The sequence below is a fragment of the Frateuria sp. YIM B11624 genome (assembly GCF_049727805.1).
Classification (GTDB): Bacteria; Pseudomonadota; Gammaproteobacteria; order Xanthomonadales; family Rhodanobacteraceae; genus Frateuria_A.
In genome coordinates this window covers 95,056-119,967 of the sequence record NZ_JBCNYA010000006.1, presented here as the reverse complement: position 1 = coordinate 119,967, position 24,912 = coordinate 95,056, and the positions used below count along the sequence as shown (strand labels likewise).

Here is a 24,912-nt window from a genome sequence, read left to right as displayed (position 1 = left end):
TCGTCTTGGCCTGCGACCTATTTGCAGCCGCAGCCGTAGTCCGGCTCGGGGCCGCCTTCGGCGATGAAGCGGTCGATGCGCTTCTCCAGCACCGGCAGCGGCACCGATCCGAGCTGCAGCACCGTGTCGTGGAAGTGGCGCAGGTCGAACTTGCCGCCCAGCGCCTGCTCGGCCCTGGCGCGCAGCTGGCGGATCTTCAGGTAACCCAGTTCGTAGGACAGCGCCTGCCCCGGCCAACTGATGTAGCGGTCCACCTCGTTGGCGATCTCGCGCGCCGACAAGGCGGTGTTCTGCGTCAGGTAGTCGATCGCTTGGGCTCGCGTCCAGCCCAGGTGGTGGATGCCGGTGTCGACCACCAGCCGGCAGGCGCGCCACATCTGGTAGGTGAGGTAGCCGAAGCGCTGGTAGGGCGTCCGGTAGATGCCCATCTCGTTGCCCAGGTACTCCGAATACAGGCCCCAGCCCTCGCCGAAGGCGGAGATGTAGCCCTGGCGGCGGAACTCGGGCTGGCCCTGCTGCTCGGCGGCCAGTTCCAGCTGCAGCGCATGGCCGGGATAGGATTCGTGCAGGGTCAGCGCCGGCATGTTGAACAGCGGTCGCGAAGGCAGGTCGTAGGTGTTGACCAGGTAGGCGTCCGCGCCGCCGCGGCCGGAGGTGTAGTACGGCGCGATGTCGGCCGGCACCGGCACGATGGCGAAGCGCGCGCGCGGCAGGTGGCCGAAGAAGCGGCCGATCTGGCCGTCCACTTCCTTGGCCACCCAGGCGGTGCGCATCAGCAGCTCCTCCGGGGTCTTGGCGTAGAACTGCGGGTCGGTGCGCAGGAACGAAAGGAACGCCGGGAAATCGCCCTTGAAGCCGCTCTCCTTCATCGTCTGGAGCATCTGCGCGTGGATCATCGCCACCTGCTCCAGGCCGATCTTGTGGATCGCATCGGGATCCAGCTCCAGCGTGGTGTACTCGCGGATCTGCTGGCGATAGAACGCCTTGCCGTCGGGCAGCGCCTCGGCCGCCAGCGTGGTGCGCGCGTGCGGCACGTAGTCCTGCCGGAAGAAGGTCAGCAGCTTGCCGTAGGCCGGGATCACCTCGTCGCGGATGCGCCGCAGCGCCTCGCCCTGCAGCGCCTGCGCCTGGTCGGCGGGGATCGCGTCCGGCATCTGTTCGAACGGCTTGTAGAAGCTGCTGGCGGTGGGGTCCTTGAGTTCCGCCACGGCGGCGATCGAGACGTCGCGCCCGTCCAGCACCGCGCGCGGCACCGAGAAGCCACGCTTCAGACCCAGCCGCATGTTGGCGATCTGCTGGTCGAAGTAGGCGGGGATCTGCGCCAGGCGGTCGAGGTAGCGGCGATAGTCGTCGGCGGTGCGCAGCCGGTCGCCGCCCAGCTCGTAGCCGATGTCGCTCCAGAAGGCCGAGTCGCTGTTGAACGGCATCTGCCAGGTACCGAAACGCTGGTCGGCCAGCAGGTTGGCGATCTGCGCGTGGTAGATGGCGTAGTTGACCTGGTTGGCCGGCGAGAGCTGGCTCGCGTCGAGCGCATCGAGCTTGGCCAGCACCTGCTGCCATTGCTCCAGCCGCTGCTGCTGGCTGGCCGCATCGACGTTGTCCAGCCGGCCGTCGTTCGGCTGCGGCTCGCCCGAGGCGCTGATGTCGCCCTGCCCGGTGCGCCAAGCCCACTCGTGGGTGTAGATCGCCTTGAAGCGGTCGTCGGCGTCGTTGGCGTGCACGACCGGGGCGAGCAGCAGGCCCGCGGCCAGCAGGCCGCCCAGCAGGTGGTTCATCGGGAAGCTCCTTGCGAAAGGGATGCAGGTGATCATCGCAAAGAAGGCGCGCATGGGCATCGTAGGGTGGGCTTCAACCCATCGCGATCGTGCGGAATGGTGGGCTGAAGCCCACCCTACGGGGCTACACGCCGGCGTAGTAGCCGCGCATGGCATCCAGGTAGGCGTCGAGGTTGCGCCCTTCGCCGGTGGCGAAGCATTCGCCGGTCTCGTCGAACCGGTCGATGCGGTCGGGACGGAAGTTGCGGAACGCGCTGCGCAGGCGGCACCAGGTGCCCAGCGTCCACTTGCCGCCCCAGAACGCCAGGCACAGCGGCTCGACGTCGCGCGTGCTGGCCTGGCCGGCTTCGTCGCGATAGACCAGCCGCAGCACGTGCTGCGCCTCGATCGCCGCGTGCAGGCGGTCGATCCGCGCGGCGAAGGCGAGCTTCATCTCGTCGCGGTAGACCGGCGCGTAGATGCGCGTGCGCGCGGCGCGCTCGCGCAGTTCCGGCGGCAGCACCGCCTCGATCTTCATCAGCGCCGCCTGCGCGCCTTCGGCCAGGCGCTCGCCGGCGAAGGCGCGCACGAAGCGCGTGCCGACCACCAGCGATTCGAGCTCCTCGGCGGTGAACATCAGCGGCGGGATGTCCGCGCCCTTGCGCAGCACGTAGCCCACGCCCGCCTCGCCCTCGATCGGTACGCCGGAGAGCTGCAGGTCGGCGACGTCGCGGTAGACCGTGCGCAGCGACACGCCCAGCGTCTCGGCCAGCGAGCGCGCCTGCAGCGCGGTGCGGCGCCCGCGCAGGGCGTGGATGATGAGGAACAGGCGGTCGGCGCGGCGCATCCGCGCATGATCGCCGAGGCAGGGCGCGTGGGCCAGCTCATGCATGGAAATCGGCGGCGCGCCACGTTCTGTCGGGCCCCTTCCGCCCGGCAAGGCCGGGGCGGCGGGCAACGGCGATGCACGCGATCAGCCCTGCCTGGCGAGGAACTCGGCATCCTTCGCCTCGGCCCGCTGCATCGCCGGGCGCGCGCGCACGCGTGCGACGTACTCGCGCACCGGCGGCGTATCGGGCACGAGCTTGAACATCGTGGTCCAGTGTAGGGCAGTGCCCCACAGCACGTCGGCGGCGCTGAAGCGCTCGCCGAGCAGCCAGGGCCCGGGCGTGAGCTGGGCGACGATCGCGTCGAGCACCTCCTGCCAGGTGCCATAGGGCGAGGTCATGTGCGGCGCGGGTTCGCGCTGCATGGAATGGTCGACCAGCGCGGGCTCGAAGCAGGAGCCGTAGAACACCATCCAGCGCAGGTACGACGCGCGCAACGGGTCGCCGATCGCCGGGGCCAGGCCTTTCTCCGGAAAGAGGTCGGCCAGGTACATCATCACCGCCGGTTGCTCGGTGACCATCGCACTGCCGTGGCGGACGGCCGGCACCTTGCCCAGCGGGTTGAGCGCGAGATATGCCGGGTCGCGCTGCGTACCGGCCTTCAGGTCGAGCAGGTGCAGCTCGTAGTCGACGCCCAGTTCCTCGAACAGGGCCAGCGTGCCGCGCGAGCGCGACTGCGGGGCATGGAAGAAGGTCAGCTTCGGTGCGTTCATGGCATGGCGTCCTGCGGCAGGTGGCAGACCGCTTCGAGGTTGTGCCCGTCCGGGCCGATCACGAAGGCGGCGTAGTAGTCGTCGTGGTACTGCGGGCGCAGGCCGGGCGCACCGTTGTCGCGCGCGCCGGCCGCCAGCGCCGCGCGGTGGAAGGCGTCGACCTGCGCACGGCCGGCGGCGGCGAAGGCCAGGTGCAACGGCGTGGGTGCGCCGTCGGCGAGGGTCAGCCAGAGCTGCTGTTCGTCCCTTCGATCGACGCCGGCAGCCAGGCCCACGGCATCGGGGTAGGCCTTCGCCACCTTGATGCCCAGCGGCTGCAACGCCTGTTCGTAGAACCGTCGGGCCCGTTCCAGGTCGCTGACGGGCAAGCCTAGGTGGTCGAACATGAGATTTCTCTCCTAGAGGTAGCGGGTGACGGCCGGCGGGTCCATCCAGTTGTCGTGGCGCCCGTCGAAGTAGCGCACCGGCGCGTCGGCCAGTTCCTGCGGCGTGGCATCGTCCAGGCAGGCGAGGTTGACGCTGACGAAGTCGCCGCCCAGTGGCTCCAGGTGCCCGCTGCCGAACGGCTGGATGCCGCAGTGCCGGCAGTAGCGGTAATGCACGCTGTGGGTGCCGAACTGGTAGTCGGCCAGCACCGCTTCGCCGTCAAGCAGGCGGAACGCCTCCGGTCGCACGATCGCGCCCCAGCGGCGCGTCTTGCTGCAGATCGAGCAGTTGCAGCGGCCGGTGCCGGCCGCGAGGTCGATGTCGGCGGCGAAGCGCACCGCGCCGCAGTGGCAGCTGCCGTGGTAGGTCCGGGTCATGCCGGCTCCTTACTTGTCGCGGGGGAAGGTGCGCCACGCAGCAACGAGCGCGGCGTGGGCGCCAGACGCAGTATCTGCGGCATCGCGTCGAGGTGGCGGCTCCAGTCGATGACCGCCGGCGCGGCGGCGGCGGCTTCCTGGTGCCGCGCCTGTGCCGCGGCATCGGCGAACGCGCTGAACCAGACGAACACACTCTCGCCCTCGCGCACCGGCAGGCGCGGGTAGGTGTTGCGCGCCGGCTCGGTGAGGAATTGCGCCAGCACCGGCGCGCCGAGGCGTTCCAGTACCGGCCGCACTTCGTCGTCGAAGCGGCGCGCGAGCGTCGCCGCCTCGCCCGGCGGCAGCGGGCAGATTGTGGCGCTAAGTACGCCGGTCGGGGCACGCTCGCCCGCGGCGGGACGGGCCAGTCCATCGAGCGCGAACGGCTTGCCCGGGCGCAGCAGCAGCACATCGTCGGAGTCGAGCATGGTGGCGTTGGCCGCCTCGCGGTGGGCGCGCCAGACCGGGCCGTCGTAGAACCCGGCGAGCGCCGCCGCGCGCGACTCCATGTCGGCGAAGCTGCGCAACCAGACGAACCGGTCCGGGTCGTCGAGATCGCGGAACTGGCCGGGCAGGCCGATGCCGAGCGCTTCCTGCGGCTCGACGAACTCGCGCTCGAACAGTTCCACCAGGCGGTCGCGCTGGCCGGGGCGCAGCGTGTACTGGCGCAGCTCCCATACGGCGTGGGCGCTCATGGCCGCCTCCCGCACAGGGCAGCGACCAGCGCCAGCAGGGTCATGCGGCTGCGCGGCGGTTCCTGCCCGGCAGGCTGCAACCGGTGCGGTCCTTCGACCAGCCGGTTGCGCCCGGCCAGCGGCCGGTAGGCGTCGACGACGCGCTCGAGGATCGGATGCATGGCCGCCCTCCTCACGCCGCCACCGCTTCGCCGACGCACCACGGCGGCAGTTGCGCGTGCTTGAACAGGCGGTACCAGTGCTCGCGGTCGCCCGGGCCGTACAGGTCCAGCGTGCGGATCACCTCGCGTGCGAATTCCACGCTGCCCAGATGGCTGGCGGTGATGGTGCCGCCGTCGCTGACCGCCAGCACCGAAGCGTCGTACTGCGCGCTGCCGGCATAGCCGGGCACCTGCGCCTCGATGTGGCCGGCCCAGTTGCCGGTGTGGCGGCAGCGATCGAGCAGGCCGGCACGGGCCAGCGCCAACACGCCGCTGTCGATGCCGGCGACCACCGAGCCGGCGCCATGCAACTGGCGCAGCGCCGCCACCGCGGCGGCGCCTTCGCCGCGCTGCCACAGGTGCCCGCCGGGCACGATGGCGAGCGCGGCGCGGGCGAAGTCGAGCTCGGCCAGGCTCAGCTCCGGCTGCACCATGAGGCCGCCCATCGAGCGCACCGGCGCGCGGGTGAAGCCCACCGTGGCCACCTGCCAGTCGCCCGGCCGGCGCACCTCGCACAGCGCCAGCGCCGCCTGCCAGTCTGCAAAGCCGTCGAACACCATGAAGTAGATCGTGTCGTGCATCGCCATCGCCTCCTTTGCAAGATGCGCAGGATGCGGCGGGGCTGCTGCCAGCGTGATGTCAGCAGCGGGACGAAAACATGGCGGCGTCACTTCGACCTGGTGGGCCGGCGGTGACGTGGCGAGCCGCGCGGTCACCGGAAAGGCCGGGCCGCCATTCACGCGCACCCCGTAGAATGCCCGTTCCTTCCCGCCACGGACCCGACATGAAGCCTGTCTCGCTGATCCAGTTCCTGATCGAGGAACGCCGCGCCGGCCGCATCAACGCCGAGCTTTCGCTGCTGATCGAGGTGGTGGCGCGCGCCTGCAAGCGCATCGCGGTGGCCACCAGCAAGGGCGCGCTCGGCGGCGTGCTGGGCAATGCGGGCAGTGACAACGTGCAGGGCGAGGCGCAGAAGAAGCTGGACGTGATCTCCAACGAGATCCTGCTGGAAGCCAACGCCTGGGGCGGCCACCTGGCCGCCTGCGCCTCGGAGGAAATGGAGGATCCGCAGCCGATCCCGGACATGTACCCCAAGGGTAACCACCTGCTGCTGTTCGATCCGCTGGACGGTTCGTCCAACATCGACGTCAACATCTCGGTGGGCACGATCTTCTCGGTGCTGCGCTGCCCCGAGCACGTGACCGAGCCGAAGGTGGAGGACTTCCTGCAGCCGGGCACGCAGCAGCTGGCCGCCGGCTACGTGGTGTACGGCCCGGCCACGCTGCTGGTGCTGACCTTCGGCCACGGCACGCACGAGTTCACGCTGGACCGCGAGGTCGGCAGCTTCGTGCTCAGCCGGCGCGACATCCGCATCCCGGAACAGACCGCCGAGTTCGCCATCAACATGTCCAACCAGCGCCACTGGGAAGCGCCGATGCAGCGCTACGTCGGCGAGCTGCTCGCCGGCAAGGAAGGTCCGCGCGGCAAGGATTTCAACATGCGCTGGGTCGCCTCGATGGTGGCCGACGTGCACCGCATCATCACCCGCGGCGGCGTGTTCTTCTATCCGCTGGACGCCAAGATCAAGGCCAAGGGCGGCAAGCTGCGCCTGATGTACGAGGCCAACCCGATGGCCTTCATCGTCGAGCAGGCCGGCGGCGCCGCCACCACCGGCCGCGAACGCATCCTGGACATCCAGCCGGCCGGCCTGCACCAGCGCGTGCCGGTGTTCCTCGGCTCCCGGGGCGAAGTCGAGGTGGCCACCCGCTACCACCGCGAGGCCGACGTCGCCCACGCCTGAGCGATGAGGGGCAGGCGCCCGTGCGCCTGCCCCGTCCCGCCCCGGTTTCGCCATCGTCCTGACGCACGCTTCCCGCCGACTCCCCCGAACCACCGACGATGGCCCGACACCTGCGCCTGCTGTTGCTGCTCGCCGTGGCCCTGGCCGGCTGCGCGCCCGTGCGCACGCTGCCGCCGCCGGCTGCCCCGCCGCCGCCGCGCAAGCTGGTGGTCGGGCTGGCGCTGGGCGGCGGCGCGGCCAAGGGTTTCGCGCACATCGGCGTGATCAAGATGCTCGAGGCCAGCGGCATCCACGTCGACGTGGTCGCCGGCACCAGCGCCGGCAGCGTGGTCGGTGCGCTCTACGCCAGCGGCATGGACGGGTTCGCCATGCAGCAGGCGGCGATCTCGCTGGACGAGGCCTCGATCCGCGACGTGCGGCTGTTCAGCGGCGGCCTGGTGCAGGGGAAGAAGCTGCAGGACTACGTCGACGGCCTGGTGCGCCAGCGTCCGATCGAGCGGTTGAAGCTGCCTTTCGCCGCGGTCGCCACCGAGCTGGAGACCGGCCAGCGTACCGTGTTCCGGCACGGCGACACCGGCGAAGCGGTACGTGCCTCGTGCAGCGTACCCGGGGTGTTCGAGGCCGCGGCGATCGGCGGGCGGCACTACGTCGACGGCGGCGTGGTCAGCCCGGTGCCGGTCGATGCCGCGCGCGAGCTCGGCGCCGACTTCGTCATCGCAGTGGACATCTCCGCGCGCAGCGACGGCTCCTTGCCCACGGACATGCTCGGCATCGTCGGCCGCGCGGTGGTGATCATGGGCCAGCACCTGGGTGCGCAGGAACTGGCGCGCGCCGACGTGGTGATCCGCCCGCAGGTCAACGGCATCGGTTCGGCCGACTTCGCGCAGAAGGACCGCGCCATCATGGAGGGCGAGAAGGCGGCGCTGGCGGCGATCCCGCTGATCCGCGCGCGCCTGGCCGCCACGCGGTTGGCCACGCCGGCCGTCGCCGTCCACTGACGCAAGCTCTTGCGGAAGCGCGTGTGCGCGACCGCGAACCCATGCCTGCCCGGAAAATCGCCAAGGCAGCCGCACGCGGGATCCCGCGGCGGCGTACGGTGTGACCCTCCGCACTGGAGGGAGTGCCAATGCGCTGCTAGCGTGGCTGCTTTCCCCGCGAGAGCAGCCCATGCCCCCTTCCCTGCGCCTTCTGCCTTTGCTCACCCTGGCCTTCGCCCCACTGGCTCTGGGCGCCACCGGCAAGGTCGACCCGCGCATCGACCAGCTGCTCGACCAGCTCGGCAAGGTCCGCGCGATCCACGCCGTGCAGCTCTCGCCCGATGGCCAGCGGCTGGCCTGGGTGGTGACCACGGACGGCAAGCCGGCGATCCAGGTCGCCCGCGCCGACGGCAGCGGCGCGCACGCGCTGGCGATGGGCGACGCGTGCCGGCAGGAGGAGATCGCCTGGGCGCCCGACTCGCACCATCTCGCCTTCCTGTCCGACTGCGGCGGCAAGGCCGGCGACATGGACGTCTATACCGCCGACGTCACCGCGACCGCCGCGCCGCGCCGGCTGGCCGACCTTCACGGCTACGCACACGACCTCGCCTGGTCCGGCGACGGCCGTACGCTGGGCTTCCTCTACGTGGAAGGCGCCACCCGCCGCGCCAGCGCGGTGGCCGCGGCCAAGCCGCAGGTGGGCGAAGTCGGCGTGGAGGGGTTGGAGATCCAGCGCGTGGCCACCCTGTCCGCCAGCGGCGGCGCGCCGGTGCTGGTGACGCCCGCGGACAAATACGTCTACGAGTTCAGCTGGTCGCCCGACGCCAGACAGCTGGCCTACGTCGCGGCGCCCGCGCCGGGCGACAACAATTGGTGGATCGCCAGGCTCTACGCCCAGGACGTCCGCGCCGGCGCCACGCCGCGCGTGCTGGTCGATCCGAAGACCGACACCGGTTCGCTGCACGGCCTGCAGTTGGCGCTGCCGCGCTGGTCGCCGGACGGCCAGCGGCTGGTCTTCATCGGCGGCCTGATGAGCGACCAGGGCGCCACCGGCGGCGATCTCTACGCGGTGCCCGCCGCGGGCGGCGCAACGATCAACCTCACTCCGGGTATCCGGGTCACGCCGTCGTGGTTCGCCTGGACCTCGCCGCGCACCCTGCTGGTCAGCCAGGTCAGCAACGGCCGTAGCCAGGTGACCGACTACGCGATCGGTACCGACCGCGCCAGCCAGCAGCATGTGCGCTTCACGCTGCCGGCCGGCATCGGCGACGGCAGCGCGTCGATGGGTCTGTCGCTGTCGACCGACCACCGGCGCGTCGCCTTTACGCAGAGTTCCTACACGGCCGCGCCGGAAGTGCACGCCGGCCCGCTCGGCGACAGCGCGCCGCCTGCGGTCACCGCGATCAACGCCGCGCTCAAGCCGAGCTGGGGCAAGGCCGAATCGGTCGAATGGGAGCACGACGGCCGCCACGTGCAGGGCTGGCTGCTGTATCCGGCGCACTACGATCCGAAGAAGAGCTATCCGATGATCGTCAGCGTGCACGGCGGCCCGGCCAGCGCCGTGATTCCGCGCTGGCCCGGCGTGGGCTACGGCAGCGTGCCGTTCTCCAACCTGGGCTACTTCGTCTTCATGCCCAACCCTCGCGGCAGCTTCGGCCAGGGCGAGGCGTACGTGCAGGCCAACCGCAAGGACTTCGGCTACGGCGACCTGTCCGACATCCTGGCCGGCATCGACGCGATCGAGAAGAAACTGCCGGTCGACGACAAGCGGCTGGGACTGACCGGCTGGAGCTACGGCGGCTTCATGAGCATGTTCGTGCCCACGCAGACGCAGCGCTTCCACGCGGTGGTGGCCGGGGCAGGCATCGCCAACTGGCAGAGCTACTACGGCCAGAACCTGATCGACCAGTGGATGATCCCGTACTTCGGCGCCTCCGTTTACGACGACCCGGCGGTGTACGCCAAGAGCTCGGCGATCAACTTCATCAAGCAGGTGAAGACGCCCACGCTGATCGTGGTGGGCGATCGCGATGCCGAATGCCCGGCGCCGCAATCGTTCGAGTACTGGCATGCGCTGCGCGCGCAGGGTGTGCCGACCTCGCTGGTGGTGTACCCGAACGAAGGCCACCATTTCGTCGACCCGGCGCACCAGCGCGACGTACTGCAGCGGGCGCTGGAGTGGTTCGCCAAGTACCTGCCCGCCAGCTGAGCGGGGTTGTCGCGGCTACGGGCCGGGACGCGCCGGCCCGGCCTATTTCGGCGGATCGCGCCGCTGCGTGTGCTTGACCGCGCCCAGGATGCCCAGCCCGAACACCACGATCACCCCGGCGCCGATCCATTGCAGCGGCACGTGCACCAGCCAGGCGACATAGGCCAGGCCGGCGATCAGCACGATGATGCCCAGCAGGTAGAGCGAGAACGAGGACATCGCCGGCCTCCGTCGGCGTGGATGGCAACGGCAAGCAGAACGGCTGGCCGATCACCGCCGCGTGAAGCGCGTCGAACTTCGCGCGCGCTGGTCATGCGGAAAATCCTACCCAGGCACACTGTGTGTCGGCTCGCCGTTGACGCCCTGTTGCCGCCGCCCGCTCCACGCTGCGTGAATGCATTGGAGCCCGAAGGCGTGAACGAAACCACTCGTCTGTCCCGCTATGCCCGGATCGGCGCCTTCCTGCTGCGCTACCGCAAGGCCGGGCTGTTCAGCGGGCTGGAACTGGACATCCAGGAAGCGGCGCTGGCCGACGAGGGCGAGGCGGTCAGGCCGGGACAGCCGAAGCAGTTCGTGGACGACCTGGAGGCGCTGGGTCCGACCTTCATCAAAGTCGGCCAGGCGCTGTCCACGCGGCCGGACATGGTGCCGGCGCCCTACATCGCGGAACTGGAGCGCATGCAGGACGACGTGGCGCCGGTGCCGGTGGCCGAGATCCGCGCGATCGTCGAGACCGAGTTGGGCGCACGCATCGGCACGCTATTCGCCCGCTTCGACGACGTGCCGCTGGCGGCGGGTTCGGTGGCGCAGGTGCACGCGGCGACGCTGCACGACGGCCGCGAGGTGGTGCTCAAGGTGCAGCGGCCGAACATCGCGCAGACCCTGCGCGAAGATCTGGCGATCCTGGAGAAACTCGCCGGCGCCGCCGACCGCATGACCGACGTGGGCCGCCGCTACGGCTTCGCCGGCCTGGTCAACGAACTGCGCCACAGCCTGGCCAACGAGATCAACTTCGAACTGGAGGCGGAGAACCTGCGCCGCTTCGCCGAGAACCTGCGCGGCTACGACACCCTGCACGTGCCGTTGCCGCTGGCCGACCTGACCACCACCCGCGTGCTGACCATGGAGCGCGTGCGCGGCATCAAGGTCACCCACGTCCCGCCGCTGCGGCGCATCGAGCATCCGCTGCACGAGCAGGCGCGCGAGCTGCTGCGCGCCTACCTCGACCAGGTGTTCATCCATGGCCTGGTGCATGCCGATCCGCATCCGGGCAACGTGCTGCTGATGGAGGATCACCGCCTCGCGCTGTTCGACCTGGGCATGGTGGTGCGGCTGGTGCCGCGCACGCGCCACCAGTTGCTCAAGCTGATGCTGGGCGCGATCTCCGGCAACGGCGACCAGGTCGGCGACATCAGCGAGACGATGGGCACGCCGCTGGAGGATTTCCGCCGCAACCAGTACCGCCGGCAGGTCGAGCAACTGGTGGCCAGCTATGTCGGCCTGCACAACTCCAGCCGGCAGTTTTCCGAGGGCCGGCTGGTGCTGGAGCTGGCCCGCGTGGGCGCTTCGTGCAGCCTGCGCCCGCCGGCGGAACTCTCCATCCTGGGCAAGACCCTGCTCAATCTCGAAGCGGTCACCAGCGCGCTCGATCCGACCATCGACACTCGTCGCGTGGTCGAGCAGCACCTGCAGAAGGTGCTCCGGCGGCAGGCGCTGGGCACGCTTTCGCCGGCCAACCTGGCCAGCGAATGGCTGGACCTGCAGGACCTGGCGCGGCACACGCCGCAGCACGTGGCGTCGATCCTGCGCACGCTGGCGCAGAACCGCCTGCGCGTGCGCGTGGACGGGCTGGAAGAGTCGCACATGATGGAAAGCCTGCAGAAGATCGCCAACCGGATCAGCACCGGGGTGATCGTCGCGGCACTGGTGATCGGCGCAGCGCTGACCGCGCGCATGACCAACGGACCGATGCTGTTCGGCCTGCCGATCCTGTCCACGCTGTTCATCGGCGCGGCGGTCGTGCTGGGGCTGGGACTGGTGTTCAGTGCGCTCAGGCGCGACGGCAAGGTGGAGCGGGCGGCGAACCGGCCACCGGATTGAAAGGTTGGGGCGGAGCCTCCCCCATCCGCCCTTCGGGCACCTTCCCCGCAGGCGGGGGAAGGATCCCAGGCTTCTCGCGTGAGGACGGCGAGCGAACGTTCCCCCGTTCGACGGGGGAAGGTGCCGACAGGCGGACGGGGAAAGGCCGCCTAGAACAGCGAGCCTTGCGGCGAAGCCTCCCGCGGCGGCACGAAGCGCGAGATGTCGAGCTGCAGCTCGCGCGCACGCCCGTAGCCATGCCTGCGGCAGGCCACCTCGAAGCGACGCTTGAGTAGCTGCGCGAACACGCCCTGCCCGCGCATGCGTGTGCGGAAGTCGCTGTCGTAGTCGCGGCCGCCGTTCATCTGCTGGATCAGGCTCATCACGTGCGCCGCCCGCTGCGGCGCATGCAGCGCGAGCCATTCGCGGAACAGCGCCTTCAGTTCGTAGGGCAACCGCACCACGGTGTAGCCGGCGCAGCGCGCGCCGGCGGCATGGGCCTGTTCCAGTACCGCCTCCATGTCGCGGTCGTTGAGCGCAGGGATGATCGGCGCCACCAGCACCCCCACCGGCACGCCGGCTGCGGCGAGCGCCCCGATCGCCTGGATCCGCCGGTGCGGTGCGCTGGCGCGCGGCTCGAGCTTGGCCGCCAGGTGGTTGTCCAGCGAGTTGACCGAAACGAACACCTGCACCAGGTTCTCGCGCGCCATGCCGCTGAGCAGATCCAGGTCGCGCTCGATCAACGCGTTCTTGGTGACGATCGTGCACGGGTGGTGGCACTCGGCCAGCAGCTCCAGCGCCGCGCGGGTCAGCCGCCAGCGCTTCTCCACCGGCTGGTAGGGGTCGGTGTTGCTGCCGATGTTGATCGGGCTGGGCACGTAGCTGCGTTTGGACAACTCCAAGCGCAGCACCTCCGCCAGGTTGGTCTTGGCGCGTAGGCGCGTTTCGAAGTCCAGCCCCGGCGAGAGGTTGAGGTAGCCGTGCGAAGGTCGTGCGTAGCAGTAGATGCAGCCGTGCTCGCAGCCGCGGTACGGGTTGATCGCCTGGTCGAAGCCGATGTCGGGCGAGTCGTTGCGGCTGATCACGCTGCGTGCGCGTTCCTCGGTGACCTCGGTGCGCGGGCGCGGCGCGGCCTCGTCCAGCAGCGCGCCCTGCCAGCCGTCGTCCTCGGCCTGGCGGCGCACGGTCTCGAAGCGCCCCTCCGGATTGGAGGCGGCGCCGCGGCCCTTGATGGCAGGCGAGGGTGGCTGGGACATCGCGCGAATCTACCGCGCCCGCGTCTCACTCGCCGCGACCGGCCCATCGTCACGCCGGCGACGCTACACTTGGACGTCCAAATCGCGCTACCGAGGAGATGTCCCCATGTCCACGCTCCATCCGGTCCAACCTGCGTTTGCCGCCAGGGCACGCATCGGCAAGGCGGACTACGAACGGCTTTACGCCGAATCGGTGCGCGATCCGGAGGGCTTCTGGGGCCAGGTGGGCAAGCGGCTGGACTGGGCCAAAACACCGACGCAGATCAAGGACGTCTCCTTCGACCCGGCCCACCTGCACATCCGCTGGTACGCCGACGGCACGCTCAACGTGGCGGCCAACTGCCTGGACCGCCACCTGGCCGAGCGCGGCGACAAGACCGCGATCATCTTCGAGGGCGACGACCCCAACGAGTCGCGCCGGATCAGCTACCGCGAACTGCATGCCGAGGTGTGCAGGTTCGCCAACACGCTCAAACACCTCGGCGTGGCCAAGGGCGACCGCGTGGCGATCTACCTGCCGATGATCCCGGAGGCGGCGGTGGCGATGCTTGCCTGCGCGCGCATCGGCGCGATCCACTCGGTGGTGTTCGGCGGCTTCTCGCCCGACTCGCTGGCCGGGCGCATCGCCGATTCGCAATGCAAGCTGGTGGTCACCGCCGACGAAGGCCTGCGTGGCGGCAAGCACATTCCGTTGAAGGCGAATGTGGATGCCGCGCTGGAGCGCCCCGGCACCCACAGCGTGGAAACCGTCGTGGTGGTGCGTCGCACCGGCGCCGCGGTGCCGATGCAGTCGCCGCGCGACCGCTACTGGCACGTACTGATGGAGGGACAGAGCGCCGATTGCCCGGCCGAACCGATGGAGGCCGAACATCCGCTGTTCATCCTCTACACCTCCGGTTCGACGGGCAAGCCCAAGGGTGTGCTGCACACCTCCGGCGGCTACCTGGTGTTCGTCAGCTACACCCACGAATGCGTGTTCGACCTGCGCGAGGACGACGTCTACTGGTGCACCGCCGACGTCGGCTGGGTCACCGGCCACAGCTACGTGGTGTATGGGCCGCTGGCCAACGGCGCGACCACGGTCATGTTCGACGGCGTACCGAGCTATCCCGACTGCAGCCGCTTCTGGCAGGTGATCGACAAGCACAAGGTGACCCTGTTCTACACCGCGCCCACCGCGATCCGCGCGCTGATGCGCGAGGGCGAGGCGCCGGTGAAGGCGACGTCGCGCGCGTCGCTGCGCCTGCTCGGCACCGTCGGCGAGCCGATCAACCCGGAAGCGTGGGAGTGGTACTGGCGCGTGGTCGGCGACGAGCGCTGCCCGGTGGTCGATACCTGGTGGCAGACCGAGACCGGCGGCATCCTGATCACTCCGCTGCCCGGCGCGATCGCGGCCAAGCCCGGCTCGGCCACGCTGCCGTTCTTCGGCGTCAAGCCTGCCATCGTCGACGCGATGGGCCAGGTGCTCGATGGCGTGGCGGAAGGCAACCTGCTGCTCACCGACTCCTGGCCCGGCCAGATGCGCACGGTCTATGGCGACCACCAGCGCTTCATCGACACCTACTTCAGCGCCTACCCGGGCAACTACTTCACCGGCGACGGCGCGCGCCGCGACGAGGACGGCTATTACTGGATCACCGGCCGCGTCGACGACGTGATCAACGTGTCCGGCCACCGCATCGGCACCGCGGAGGTGGAGAGCGCGCTGGTGGCGCATCCGAAGGTGGCCGAAGCGGCCGTGGTCGGCTGCCCGCACGAGATCAAGGGCCAGGGCATCTACGCCTACGTCACCCTGGTCGCTGGCGAGGAAGGCAGCGAGGCACTGCGTAAGGAACTGGTCGCCTGGGTGCGCAAGGAAATCGGCCCGATCGCCACGCCTGACTACCTGCAGTGGGCGCCGTCGCTGCCGAAGACGCGCTCGGGCAAGATCATGCGTCGCATCCTGCGCAAGATCGGCGAGAACCAGCCCGACCAACTGGGCGACATTTCCACCCTCGCCGATCCGGGCGTGGTGCAGAAGCTGGTCGACGAGCGGCTGGTGAAGTAGCGGGGGCCGACGGGCGGGAAATTGTCGGCACGTAGCGACCGCCTTCCACCGTGCCTGAGGTCGATGGCCCGCGGCACGGCTGGCTGATGCTACCGTTCCGCGCATGCCGACCTCGCTCACCGACGTTCCCGCCATCGCCGCCCGGCTGGACGCGAACGCGCTGCACGTGTGGCGCCTGCATTACGAGCCGCGCCACGGCCGCGCGCCCTTGCGTGCCCTGCTGGGCGCCTACCTGGGCCTGCCGCCCGACGCCATCGAGCTGGCCGCGGGTGCCCATGGCCGCCCGCAGCTGGCGGGAACGCAAGCCCGCGGGCTCGACTTCAACTGGACACACAGCGGTGATTGCGCACTGGTCGCGATCGGTCGCGAGGTGATGCCGGGCATCGATGTGGAACGCCGACGCACCCGGCCACGCGGACTGGACATCGCGCGGCGCTACTTCGCCCCCGACGAGGCGGAATGGCTGGCGTCGCAACCGCCGGAGGATCGGGACGAGGCGTTCCTCACCTTGTGGACCGGCAAGGAAGCCGTGCTCAAGGCACTGGGACGCGGCCTGGCCTTCGGCATGCACCGGCTGGCGATCGGCCGGGAGGCGGAACGACTGCAGTTGCTCCGGCTCGAGGGCGACGAGGCCGCCACCTGGCAGCTGCAGCCGCTGGACGTGGACCGCGACCACGTGGCGGCGCTGGCCTGGCGCGGGGCACCCCGCCGCGTCGCGCAATGGGTACTTGCCGGCGGCGGCTGATCGGCGCACTGTTGCCGGTCCCGTTCCAGCTTGGGGCCGTACATGACCCTGCTCAGCGTCAACCTCAACAAGATCGCCGTGTTGCGCAACTCGCGCGGCGGCAACGAACCGGACATCTTGCGCGCCGCGCATACCTGCATCGAGGCCGGTTGTGGCGGCATCACCGTACATCCACGCCCCGACCTGCGTCACGTGCGGCCGGACGACGTGCGTGCGCTGGCGGCGATGCTCCGCGGCAAGGTCGAGTACAACATCGAAGGCAATCCGTTCGCGCCCGCGCGCGGCCCCTATCCGGGGCTGATCGCGCTGGCGCGCGAGGTACGCCCGACCCAGGTCACGCTGGTGCCGGACAGCGACGGCCAGATCACTTCCGATCACGGCTTCGACCTGGCTGCCGATGGCGAGCGCCTGCGTCCGCTGGTGGCCGAACTGCGCGATCTCGGCTGCCGCGTGAGCCTGTTCGTGGACGCCGGCGCCCAGAGTTTCGGACAGGCGCTGGCGATCGGCGCGGAACGCATCGAAATCTATACCGGGCCTTATGCCGAAGCGTTCGTCGAGGGCGATGCGCGCGCGGCGCTGGCGGCCTGCGCAGAGACCGCGCGGCGCGCCCAGCAGGCGGGGTTGGCGGTCAACGCCGGGCACGATCTCAACCAGGCCAACCTGGGCGGCTTCAAGGCGGCGATTCCAGGTCTGGCCGAGGTCTCGATCGGTCACGCGCTGATCGGCGAGGCGTTGTACGACGGCCTGGCGCCGACGGTAAGGCGCTACCTGCAGATCCTGCGCTGATCGCTGCCGGGTCCGTAAGGGGGTTTCAACCCACCGGAGTTCGCAGTGCTATCGGGAGCGGTGGGCTGAAGCCCACACCCTACGGATACTGAGGCTGGTTCCATAAAGCAAAACCCCCGCTTGCGCGGGGGTTTGCCGGTAGCGTTGATCCGCCTGAGATCATTGCCCTTCGGTAAAGCCGATCTTGGTCAAACCGTAGCTCTTGGCATCAGCCAGCACGCGGGCCACCGCCTCGTAGGCCACGCCGTCGTCCGCGTTGATCTGCAGCTCCGGCTGATTGGTCTGCTGGGCGATCACCGCGATCTGCGCCTTCAGGCCCAGCTCGTCGACCGGCGTATCGTTCCAGTACAGCGCGCCGGCGCGGTCGATCTTGAGCCGGATCGGTTCCAGCGGGTTCTCTGGCTGCACGATGTTCGGGTTCGGCTGCGGCAGGTCGACCTTCACCTTGTGGGTGAGCATCGGCGCCGTGATCATGAAGATGATCAAGAGCACCAGCATCACGTCGACCAGCGGCGTGACGTTGATGTCGGCCATCGGGCCGCTGGTGTTTCCGGAACTGAAAGCCATCGTCTTACTCCTTGCCGGTCGTCATGAAACCGACATGGACCATGCCTGCCGCCTTGGCGTCGCCGAGGATCTTGCGGACGTACCGGTATTCGGTGTCCTTGTCCGCGCGCAGCTGGATCTCCGGCTGCGGCGTCTTGGACGCCGCCACCGCGAACTGCGCCTTCAGCTCCGCCTCGGTCACCTCGGCATCGTTGAGGTACATCGTGCCGTCCTGCTTCAACGCCACGTCCATCGGCTCGACGTATCCCGTGTCAGGCGTCTTGGGGTTGGCATTGGGCAAGGGCACCGTGATCCGGTGCGACATCAGGGGTGCGGTGATCATGAAGATGATCAGCAGCACCAGCATCACGTCGACCAGCGGCGTGACGTTGATCTCCGACATCGGGCCGCCGGAATTGCCTCCGGTACTCATCGCCATGGCTCAAGCCCTCACTTCTGGGTCGGCGCCACGCCTTCGACACGCGAACCGGTGGCGAAGAAGTCGTGCAGGTCGTGCGCGAACTCGTCGAACTGCGCGTAGGTCATGCGGTTCGAGCGGTTGAAGAAGTTGTACGCGAGCACGGCCGGGATCGCGGTGAACAGACCGAACGCGGTCATGATCAGTGCCTCACCCACCGGGCCGGCGACCGCTTCCATCGAGGCGTTGCCGGAGGCGGAGATCTTGATCAGCGCGTGGTAGATGCCCCACACGGTACCGAGCAGACCGATGAACGGCGCGGACGAGCCGACCGTCGCCAGCAGGGTCATGCCGGTTTCCAGACGCAGGCTCTCGCGGGCCACGGCCTGACGCAGGGCGCGGTCGATGAACTCCGAGCGGCTCAGCGACTCGGCCAGGCGGCCACCGCCGGCAGCGGCCGCCGTGGCCTGCTGGTGGTGGGCGACCGCCGAGGCGGCGTCCAGCGCGATCTTCGAGAAGGGTTCGCCCTTGGGCTGGGCTTCCAGCTCACGGATCGCTTCCTGGGTGGAGGCGGTGCTCCAGAAGCCCTGGATCACCTTCTCGGCGCGCGAACGCACCATCGCGTTGCGGATCGCGTTGGCGATGATGAAGTACCAGGAGGCGAACGACATCACCACGAGGGTGACGAAGACGATCCAGCCGAGCGGGTCGAAGTTGTGGATCAGGTCCCCGAAGCCCATGTGCTTCATGGCTTCGGCGTTGGAGGTGCCGCCCTGGGTCGGTGCAGTTTGTAGGAACATCATGACGCTACCTTTAGAGATGTCAGGCGTGAACTGGTGGACTGTAACTCGCGTTACAGCTGGTTGAGATTCCAGGCGACGGGAACGCGCACGTAGCCTTCGGTCTTCTGACCATTCTTGATGGCCGGATTGAAGCGCCATTTCCTGGCCGCTTCAATGGCTGCGCGATCCAGCTCGCGATAGCCACTGGAGGTCTCGACCTTGATGTCCTTCGGCGTGCCGTCCGCGGCCACCAGGATCAACAGGGTCGTCGTGCCCTCGTGACGCTGGCGGATAGCCTGCGGCGGATAACGGGGCTGGATGCGACTGTTGTAGCTGATGTCCTGGCTCGCCGTGATGTCCGACGGCGGCGCAGGCGGCGCAGGCGGTGCCGGCGGCGGCGCCGGAATCGCGTTGGTCGACTGCTCCTCCACGGCCGGCGGCGGTGCCGGCGGCGGCGGGGTCGGCGGCGGCGTCACCTGCTGGATGATCTTCGGCGGCGGCTGCTTCGGGGGTTCCGGCGGCGGCGGCGGGGGCGGCGGCGGGGGCGGCGGCGGCTCGATGAAGTTCACCTGGACGATGCGCTCTTTCTTCGCCTGTTCCTGCTTCGGCGGCGCCGGCGGCGCGATCAGCAGCAGGAATGCAAACGAGTGCAGCGCGATGGCAACAGCCAACGCCCAGGTGCGCCTCCAACTGAACGGCGCGCGGCCGGTTTCTTCGTTACTCGAGGCCATCTGTCACTTTCTGGAGCTAGTCAATCGGGAAAGCGGGGTCGCAGCACCAATCGGCAAATCTCGCCCCGTAGGGTGACATCTGCCACTGGACATGCGCGGGAAAAGGGTTCTCAACGGTACAACAGGCCATGGCGTTTGTATAGCACCCGTGAGGCCGGCAAATGGACGTCCATCCGGCCTCGCGGGCGCCTGCACCTGGCGCTTCTTACTTGCCGGCTCCTGCCTGCTTGAGCCAGGCCTTGGCCTTGGCTGCGGTGTCGGGGTCCTGCGCCGCCTGTTTCATGGCTGCGATGGCACCCGCCTTGTTCTTCAGGCCGCGCTCGGCTTCGGCGAGCAGCATGTAGGCCGTGCCCTTGTGCTGCACGCCCTTGTCGATGCCCTGCTTGATCAGCGTCTTCGCCTCGCTGTACTTCTGCTGGCTGATCAGCAATTGGCCGGCGCGAATGGCCGCTTCGCCATCCTTGGCCATCGGCATGGCTTTCTTGTAGCTGGCGATGGCCTTGCTTTCGTCGCCGGCGATATAGGAAGCGTCGCCAAGCAGCTTGAGGTTGCCGTAGCTGGAGGACACGATGCCCTTGGCCATGCCGTCATCCAGCACGCCCTCGGCCTTCTTGGCGCTCGGCTTGGGGTCGTCGCTGTTCTGGCCGGTGATCAGGTAGAGCTTGGCCAGATTCACGTACGACTTCTCGTCCTTGAGGGCACCGCTGGCGCGCGCCTGTTCCATCAGCTTGATCGCCTCCGGATACTTCTGCGCCTGCATCATCACTGCGACCGCATTGCTGAGCGCCGTGGTGTCGTTCGGGTTGGCGGCGAGCTGCTGCTGGGCGAGCTGGGCTGCCTGGTCGGCCTGACCGGACTCCGAGTAGGACGCCATCAGGATCTGGTTCCACGAGCTTTCCGGCTTGTCGGTCATCGACACCGCCTTCTTCATCGCGGTGATCGCCTCGGGGTACTTTTCCAGGCGGTAGTACGCATTGCCTTCCAGCGCGTAGGACTCGGCGGTTTCGCGCTTGCCCTCGCTGCGCCATTTCTCGATGGTGTCGATCGACTGCTGGTACTGCTCGTCGGCCAGGTAGAACTGGGCCAGTTCGTACTCGAGCTGGAAGTACGTGTCGTTGGGCATCACGCCGATGTCGAGCGACTGTTTCAGCGAGGCGATGGCGCCCTTGAGGTCGCCGTCGTTGTACTTGAGGTTGGCGATGCCCTGAAGCGCGAGGGAACGCGCGTACTTGCTGTCTGCTTCCTGGGCGAGCGGCTGCAGCAACTGCATCGCCTTGTCCTTGTCGCCCGCGTTGACCGCATCGAGGCCGTCGTTGAGCTTCTTCTGCTCTTTCTGGCTGCTTAGGTCGAGCTTGGGTTCCTTGCGGGTGGCGTTCGGATAGAGCGCCTGCTTGGTGTCCTTGGAGCCCTGGTCGCCATGCCGGTCGCGGGCGATCGCCGGGCTGCTCACCAGGGCGAGCGCGAGCGCCGCACCGCTCAACAGCTTGAGGAAGGGAGCATGCTTCATGGCAGTCCTCATGTAAGGTTTTTCGCACAAGCTGTGCGGGGGATCGCTGAGCGTACCGCGAGCAGGCAGGCGATAACAAGTCGCACTGCCGCATGGAAGCTTCATGCAAATCAAGGGCTTGCGGGCAAGTTGCCATGCCGCGTGCAAATTTTCCGGCAAATCCATGTCATGGCGGGCAAACGGCAGGGGCTGTTACGACACCTGGGTGCGCGCCTGCGCTCTCGTTCTAATGTATTAGTGCAATAGATCGAGACTGCAAAATAAAACGCTGCCGCCCCTGCAGGCGCGGCAGCGTCCGGTCAGATGTCCAGGTTGGCGACCTTGAGCGCGTTGGCCTCGATGAAATCGCGGCGTGGTTCGACCGCCTCGCCCATCAGCATCGAGAACATCTGGTCGGCGGCGATCGCATCCTCGATGCCTACCTGCAGCATGCGGCGGGTTTCCGGATTGACCGTGGTTTCCCACAACTGTTCCGGATTCATTTCACCCAGGCCCTTGAAGCGCTGGATGCTGCGGCCCTTCTTGGCCTCGTCCAGCAGCCAGCCGCGGGCCTCGGCGAAACTGGTCACGCCGCGCGATGCATTGCCCCGACGCACCACCGCCTCCGGCTGGACCAGGCCTGCCAGTTGCTGGCTGACCGCCAGGATCGGCCGGAACTCGGCGCCGTTGAAGAACGGTTGCGGCAGCAGCCACGTGTGCGACAGGCCATGCTGCTCGCGCACCACCTCCACCGCGGCCGGTTGCTGCTCGTTCGCCGGGCGCAGGGCCAGCCGGTAGCGCGGCTTGCCCAGGCCGCTGGCGGCCAGGCGGCCGGCCAGGGCATCGAGCCAGTCCTGCATGGCGGACGCGTCCGCCCACAGCGCAGCCTCGATCGGCGGATGCTCGAGCATGGCCGAGAGCACGTTGGCGTCGAAACGATGGCCCAGCCGCTCGATCTGGTCGAGCGCGTTCTGGTAGTCGCGCAGCAGCTTCTCCAGCGCCTCGCCGGTGATCGCCGGGGCATGCGGGTCGTACTCGAGCCCCGCGCCGTCGACCGCACTGGAGATCAGGTAGGCGTTGAGCGCCGCGTCATCCTTCAGGTACAGCTCCTGCTTGCCCTGCTTGAGCTTGTACAGCGGCGGCAGGCCGATGTAGACGTGCCCGCGCTCGATCAGCTCGGGCATCTGCCGGTAGAAGAAGGTCAGCAGCAGGGTGCGGATGTGTGAGCCGTCCACGTCCGCATCGGTCATGATGATGATGTGGTGGTAGCGCAGCTTGTCCGGGTTGTACTCCTCCTTGCCGATGCCGGTGCCCAGCGCGGTGATCAGCGTGCCGACCTCGGCCGAGGACAGCATCTTGTCGAAGCGCGCCTTCTCGACGTTGAGGATCTTGCCCTTCAGCGGCAGCACCGCCTGGGTCTTGCGGTTGCGGCCCTGTTTGGCCGAGCCACCGGCCGAATCACCCTCGACCAGGAACAGTTCGCACAGCGCCGGATCCTTCTCCTGACAGTCGGCGAGCTTGCCGGGCAGCCCGGCGATGTCCAGCGCGCCCTTGCGGCGGGTCATCTCGCGCGCCTTGCGCGCGGCCTCGCGGGCGCGCGCGGCGTCGACTACCTTGGAGGCGATCGCCTTGGCCTCGTTGGGGTGCTCCAGCAGGAATTCGCCCAGCTTCTCGTTGACCGCCTGCTCCACCGCCGTCTTGACCTCGGAGGAGACCAGCTTGTCCTTGGTCTGCGAGGAGAATTTCGGATCGGGCACCTTCACCGACAGCACCGCGATCAGGCCCTCGCGCATGTCGTCGCCCGATAGCGCGACCTTGGCGTTCTTGGCCAGGCCTTCCTTCTCGATGTAGTTCTGCAGCGAGCGGGTCAGCGCGGCGCGGAAGCCGGTCAGGTGGGTGCCGCCGTCGCGCTGCGGGATGTTGTTGGTGAAGCAGAACATCGTCTCCTGGTACGAGTCGGTCCACTGCATCGCCAGCTCGACCGTGATGCCGTCCTGCTCGGCCGACAGGCTGATCACGTTCGGGTGCAGCGCGGTCTTGAGCTGCGCCAGGTGCTGCACGAAGGAGCGGATGCCGCCCTCGTAGGCGTAGGTGTCGTGGCGGCCTTCGCCGCGCTCGTCCTTCAGCTCGATAGTGACCCCCGAGTTGAGGAACGCCAGCTCGCGCAGGCGCTTGGCGAGCACGTCGTAGTGGAACTCGATGTTGGAAAAGGTTTCCGGGCTGGGCAGGAAGCGCACGGTGGTGCCGCGGCGGGTGGACGCGCCTGCTTCCTTCAGCGGATACAGCGGCTCGCCCAGCGAGTACTCCTGCTGGTACTCCTTGCCGTCGCGATGGATGGTCAGCCAAAGGTGCGAGGACAACGCATTGACCACCGACACGCCCACGCCATGCAGGCCGCCGGAGACCTTGTACGAGTTGTCGTCGAACTTGCCGCCCGCATGCAGCACGGTCATCACCACCTCGGCGGTGGAACGACCCTCCTCCGGATGGATGCCTACCGGGATGCCGCGGCCGTTGTCGTCGACGCTGACCGAGCCATCCTCGAGGATGGTGACGGTGACATGGTCGCAGTAACCGGCCAGAGCCTCGTCGATCGCGTTGTCGACGACCTCGAACACCATGTGGTGCAGGCCGGTGCCGTCATCCGTGTCGCCGATGTACATGCCCGGGCGCTTGCGCACCGCTTCCAGGCCTTTTAGAACCTTGATGTTGCTCGAATCGTAGGATGCGTTCATGCCCTGCCCGTTGCTGCGCCAACCCGCACTCCGGCAGGCGCCGGCGCAGGAAAAGCCATCCGGCAATTATAGCAGAGGGCGGATTTGCCCCTGTTCCACGTGGAACATGCGGTGCGGGCGTGGCTGCAGGGGCACCGGGCACTCGGTACCCGTGACCAGCACCTGGGCGCCCACGGCAGCCAGGCGCTCGACGACCGCCGCCTGGTGCGCCAGGTCGAGCTCCGAAGCGAGGTCATCCAGGCAAACGATGGGCCATTCGCCACGGCGCTCGGCGTGAAGCTCGGCCTGGGCCAGCAGGCAGGAAAGCGCCGTCAGCTTCTCCTGGCCACGCGAAAGGTGCTCGCGCAAGGGCGCATGCTCGAAAGCCAGCGACCAGTCGGCCCGATGGGCGCCCATCGTGGTGTGTCCTCGCGCGAGATCCCTGCCCCGTTGCTCGGCCAACACCCCAGCCAGGTCGCGATCGTCGGCCCAACCGCGGCGGTAGCGCAGGGCAACCGACCCCAATTCGGGCAGCAGGAAGCCGGCGCTTGCCGCGAGCACCGGCGACAACCGATCGAGATACGCCCGGCGGTAGGCATCGATGGCCGCGCCCGTCTCGCCAAGCTCGTGCTCCCAGGGCGCATAAAGTTCGTCCGGGCCAGCAGCGCCCGTCCGGAGCAGCGCATTGCGCTGTTTCAACGCACGCTGGTACCGGCGCCATGCGCCGATAAAGCCGTGTTCCACGTGGAACACACCCCAATCGAGAAAGCGCCGGCGTTGCTCTGCCGCACCCGCGATCAGTTCGTGCGAACCCGGCTCGAAACACACCACGGCGCAAGCTTGCACCAGCACACCCAGCGGCACGTCGACGCCATCCACCCGGGCTTCCCATCGCGGGCCGTTCCGACCGAGTCCCAGACGCCGCCGGGCATCGTCCGTACTGCGTAGTTCCGCGAACACGGCCAACGAGGGGCTCCCCCGTTGCACCAGCGCCTCGCGCGCGCCGCTCCGGAACGAGCGCCCATGCGACAGCAGATAGGCCGCCTCCAGCACGCTGGTCTTGCCGGCTCCGTTCGGGCCGACGAACACGTGGATCCCCTCGCCCAACTCCACCGCGACGTCGGTCAGGCAGCGCAGTCCCTGGATGCGCAGGCGCTCGAATCTCATGCGGGCGCCCTCAACGAACAACGCCGGAGCGTCTCGCGACGGCTCCGGCGTTTCGGGGCGACTTCACGTCGTCCGCA

24 protein-coding genes are annotated in these 24,912 nt (G+C 68.6%); 7 read left to right on the top strand and 17 right to left on the bottom strand.

Annotated features, from left to right (window positions below; translation table 11 throughout):
- Positions 1-17: 17 nt before the first annotated feature.
- From AAIL17_RS04710 to AAIL17_RS04675, 8 genes are all read right to left on the bottom strand, one after another.
- Positions 18-1,775 carry a DUF885 domain-containing protein gene (locus AAIL17_RS04710; protein ID WP_424681662.1) on the bottom strand — a complete coding sequence of 586 codons (1,758 nt, stop codon included), beginning with the start codon at positions 1,773-1,775 and terminating at the stop codon, positions 18-20.
- A 124-nt stretch (positions 1,776-1,899) separates the two neighbouring features.
- Positions 1,900-2,601: a helix-turn-helix transcriptional regulator gene (locus AAIL17_RS04705; RefSeq protein ID WP_424681695.1), complete on the bottom strand. Its 702-nt coding sequence runs from the start codon at positions 2,599-2,601 to the stop codon at positions 1,900-1,902.
- 126 nt (positions 2,602-2,727) lie between these two features.
- Entirely contained in the window at positions 2,728-3,354 is a 627-nt protein-coding gene (locus AAIL17_RS04700) for a glutathione S-transferase family protein (protein WP_424681661.1), read from the bottom strand.
- On the bottom strand, positions 3,351-3,740 hold the full coding sequence (locus AAIL17_RS04695; protein ID WP_424681660.1) for a VOC family protein: 390 nt from the start codon (positions 3,738-3,740) through the stop codon (positions 3,351-3,353). Before AAIL17_RS04695 ends, AAIL17_RS04700 begins: the two co-directional genes overlap by 4 nt.
- Positions 3,741-3,752: 12 nt before the next feature.
- A complete protein-coding gene (locus tag AAIL17_RS04690; protein ID WP_424681659.1) occupies positions 3,753-4,157 on the bottom strand; it encodes a GFA family protein in 405 nt (134 codons plus the stop codon).
- Positions 4,154-4,891 (bottom strand): NIPSNAP family protein, encoded by a 738-nt coding sequence (locus tag AAIL17_RS04685; protein WP_424681658.1) that lies wholly within the window; start codon positions 4,889-4,891, stop codon positions 4,154-4,156. The genes AAIL17_RS04690 and AAIL17_RS04685 overlap by 4 nt, the downstream gene beginning before the upstream one ends.
- Positions 4,888-5,052 carry a hypothetical protein gene (locus tag AAIL17_RS04680; RefSeq protein ID WP_424681657.1) on the bottom strand — a complete coding sequence of 55 codons (165 nt, stop codon included), beginning with the start codon at positions 5,050-5,052 and terminating at the stop codon, positions 4,888-4,890. Before AAIL17_RS04680 ends, AAIL17_RS04685 begins: the two co-directional genes overlap by 4 nt.
- A gap of 11 nt (positions 5,053-5,063) precedes the next feature.
- Entirely contained in the window at positions 5,064-5,672 is a 609-nt protein-coding gene (locus AAIL17_RS04675) for a DJ-1/PfpI family protein (protein WP_424681656.1), read from the bottom strand.
- 203 nt (positions 5,673-5,875) lie between these two features.
- Here AAIL17_RS04675 and AAIL17_RS04670 point away from each other — a divergent pair, with 203 nt between their 5' ends.
- The 3 genes from AAIL17_RS04670 (at position 5,876) to AAIL17_RS04660 (ending at position 10,078) form a co-directional block, all read left to right on the top strand.
- Entirely contained in the window at positions 5,876-6,892 is a 1,017-nt protein-coding gene (locus tag AAIL17_RS04670) for a class 1 fructose-bisphosphatase (RefSeq protein ID WP_424681655.1), read from the top strand.
- Positions 6,893-6,990: 98 nt separating this feature from the next.
- Positions 6,991-7,890 carry a patatin-like phospholipase family protein gene (locus AAIL17_RS04665; RefSeq protein ID WP_424681654.1) on the top strand — a complete coding sequence of 300 codons (900 nt, stop codon included), beginning with the start codon at positions 6,991-6,993 and terminating at the stop codon, positions 7,888-7,890.
- Between the two features lie 169 nt (positions 7,891-8,059).
- A complete protein-coding gene (locus AAIL17_RS04660; RefSeq protein ID WP_424681653.1) occupies positions 8,060-10,078 on the top strand; it encodes a prolyl oligopeptidase family serine peptidase in 2,019 nt (672 codons plus the stop codon).
- 42 nt (positions 10,079-10,120) lie between these two features.
- Here AAIL17_RS04660 and AAIL17_RS04655 read toward each other — a convergent pair whose 3' ends face one another.
- Positions 10,121-10,297 (bottom strand): hypothetical protein, encoded by a 177-nt coding sequence (locus AAIL17_RS04655; RefSeq protein ID WP_424681652.1) that lies wholly within the window; start codon positions 10,295-10,297, stop codon positions 10,121-10,123.
- Positions 10,298-10,492: 195 nt separating this feature from the next.
- Between AAIL17_RS04655 and AAIL17_RS04650 the strand changes: the two genes are divergently transcribed.
- Complete coding sequence (locus tag AAIL17_RS04650) at positions 10,493-12,178, top strand: ABC1 kinase family protein (protein WP_424681651.1); 1,686 nt, start codon at positions 10,493-10,495, stop codon at positions 12,176-12,178.
- A 149-nt stretch (positions 12,179-12,327) separates the two neighbouring features.
- Here AAIL17_RS04650 and AAIL17_RS04645 read toward each other — a convergent pair whose 3' ends face one another.
- Complete coding sequence (locus tag AAIL17_RS04645) at positions 12,328-13,413, bottom strand: PA0069 family radical SAM protein (RefSeq protein WP_424681650.1); 1,086 nt, start codon at positions 13,411-13,413, stop codon at positions 12,328-12,330.
- 106 nt (positions 13,414-13,519) lie between these two features.
- On the opposite strand from AAIL17_RS04645, the gene acs reads away from it, so the two are divergent.
- From acs to AAIL17_RS04630, 3 genes are all read left to right on the top strand, one after another.
- Complete coding sequence (acs, locus tag AAIL17_RS04640) at positions 13,520-15,460, top strand: acetate--CoA ligase (protein ID WP_424681649.1); 1,941 nt, start codon at positions 13,520-13,522, stop codon at positions 15,458-15,460.
- A gap of 103 nt (positions 15,461-15,563) precedes the next feature.
- Entirely contained in the window at positions 15,564-16,205 is a 642-nt protein-coding gene (locus tag AAIL17_RS04635) for a 4'-phosphopantetheinyl transferase family protein (protein ID WP_424681648.1), read from the top strand.
- A 42-nt stretch (positions 16,206-16,247) separates the two neighbouring features.
- Positions 16,248-16,991, top strand: coding sequence for a pyridoxine 5'-phosphate synthase (locus tag AAIL17_RS04630; RefSeq protein ID WP_424681647.1), 744 nt, complete (start codon positions 16,248-16,250; stop codon positions 16,989-16,991).
- A gap of 159 nt (positions 16,992-17,150) precedes the next feature.
- Here AAIL17_RS04630 and AAIL17_RS04625 read toward each other — a convergent pair whose 3' ends face one another.
- The 7 genes from AAIL17_RS04625 to recF all read right to left on the bottom strand — a co-directional run bounded on the left by AAIL17_RS04625 (position 17,151) and on the right by recF (position 24,835).
- Positions 17,151-17,558 carry an ExbD/TolR family protein gene (locus AAIL17_RS04625; RefSeq protein ID WP_291190825.1) on the bottom strand — a complete coding sequence of 136 codons (408 nt, stop codon included), beginning with the start codon at positions 17,556-17,558 and terminating at the stop codon, positions 17,151-17,153.
- 4 nt (positions 17,559-17,562) lie between these two features.
- Entirely contained in the window at positions 17,563-17,976 is a 414-nt protein-coding gene (locus tag AAIL17_RS04620; protein ID WP_424681646.1) for an ExbD/TolR family protein, read from the bottom strand.
- Positions 17,977-17,987: 11 nt separating this feature from the next.
- Complete coding sequence (locus tag AAIL17_RS04615; RefSeq protein ID WP_424681694.1) at positions 17,988-18,755, bottom strand: MotA/TolQ/ExbB proton channel family protein; 768 nt, start codon at positions 18,753-18,755, stop codon at positions 17,988-17,990.
- 53 nt (positions 18,756-18,808) lie between these two features.
- Positions 18,809-19,468, bottom strand: a complete 660-nt coding sequence (locus AAIL17_RS04610) for an energy transducer TonB (protein WP_091462007.1) — start codon at positions 19,466-19,468, stop codon at positions 18,809-18,811.
- Positions 19,469-19,673: 205 nt separating this feature from the next.
- Positions 19,674-20,975 carry a tetratricopeptide repeat protein gene (locus AAIL17_RS04605; protein WP_424681645.1) on the bottom strand — a complete coding sequence of 434 codons (1,302 nt, stop codon included), beginning with the start codon at positions 20,973-20,975 and terminating at the stop codon, positions 19,674-19,676.
- A 299-nt stretch (positions 20,976-21,274) separates the two neighbouring features.
- Positions 21,275-23,689, bottom strand: a complete 2,415-nt coding sequence (gene gyrB / locus AAIL17_RS04600) for a DNA topoisomerase (ATP-hydrolyzing) subunit B (RefSeq protein WP_424681644.1) — start codon at positions 23,687-23,689, stop codon at positions 21,275-21,277.
- 66 nt (positions 23,690-23,755) lie between these two features.
- Entirely contained in the window at positions 23,756-24,835 is a 1,080-nt protein-coding gene (recF, locus tag AAIL17_RS04595) for a DNA replication/repair protein RecF (protein ID WP_424681643.1), read from the bottom strand.
- Positions 24,836-24,912 lie beyond the last annotated feature (77 nt).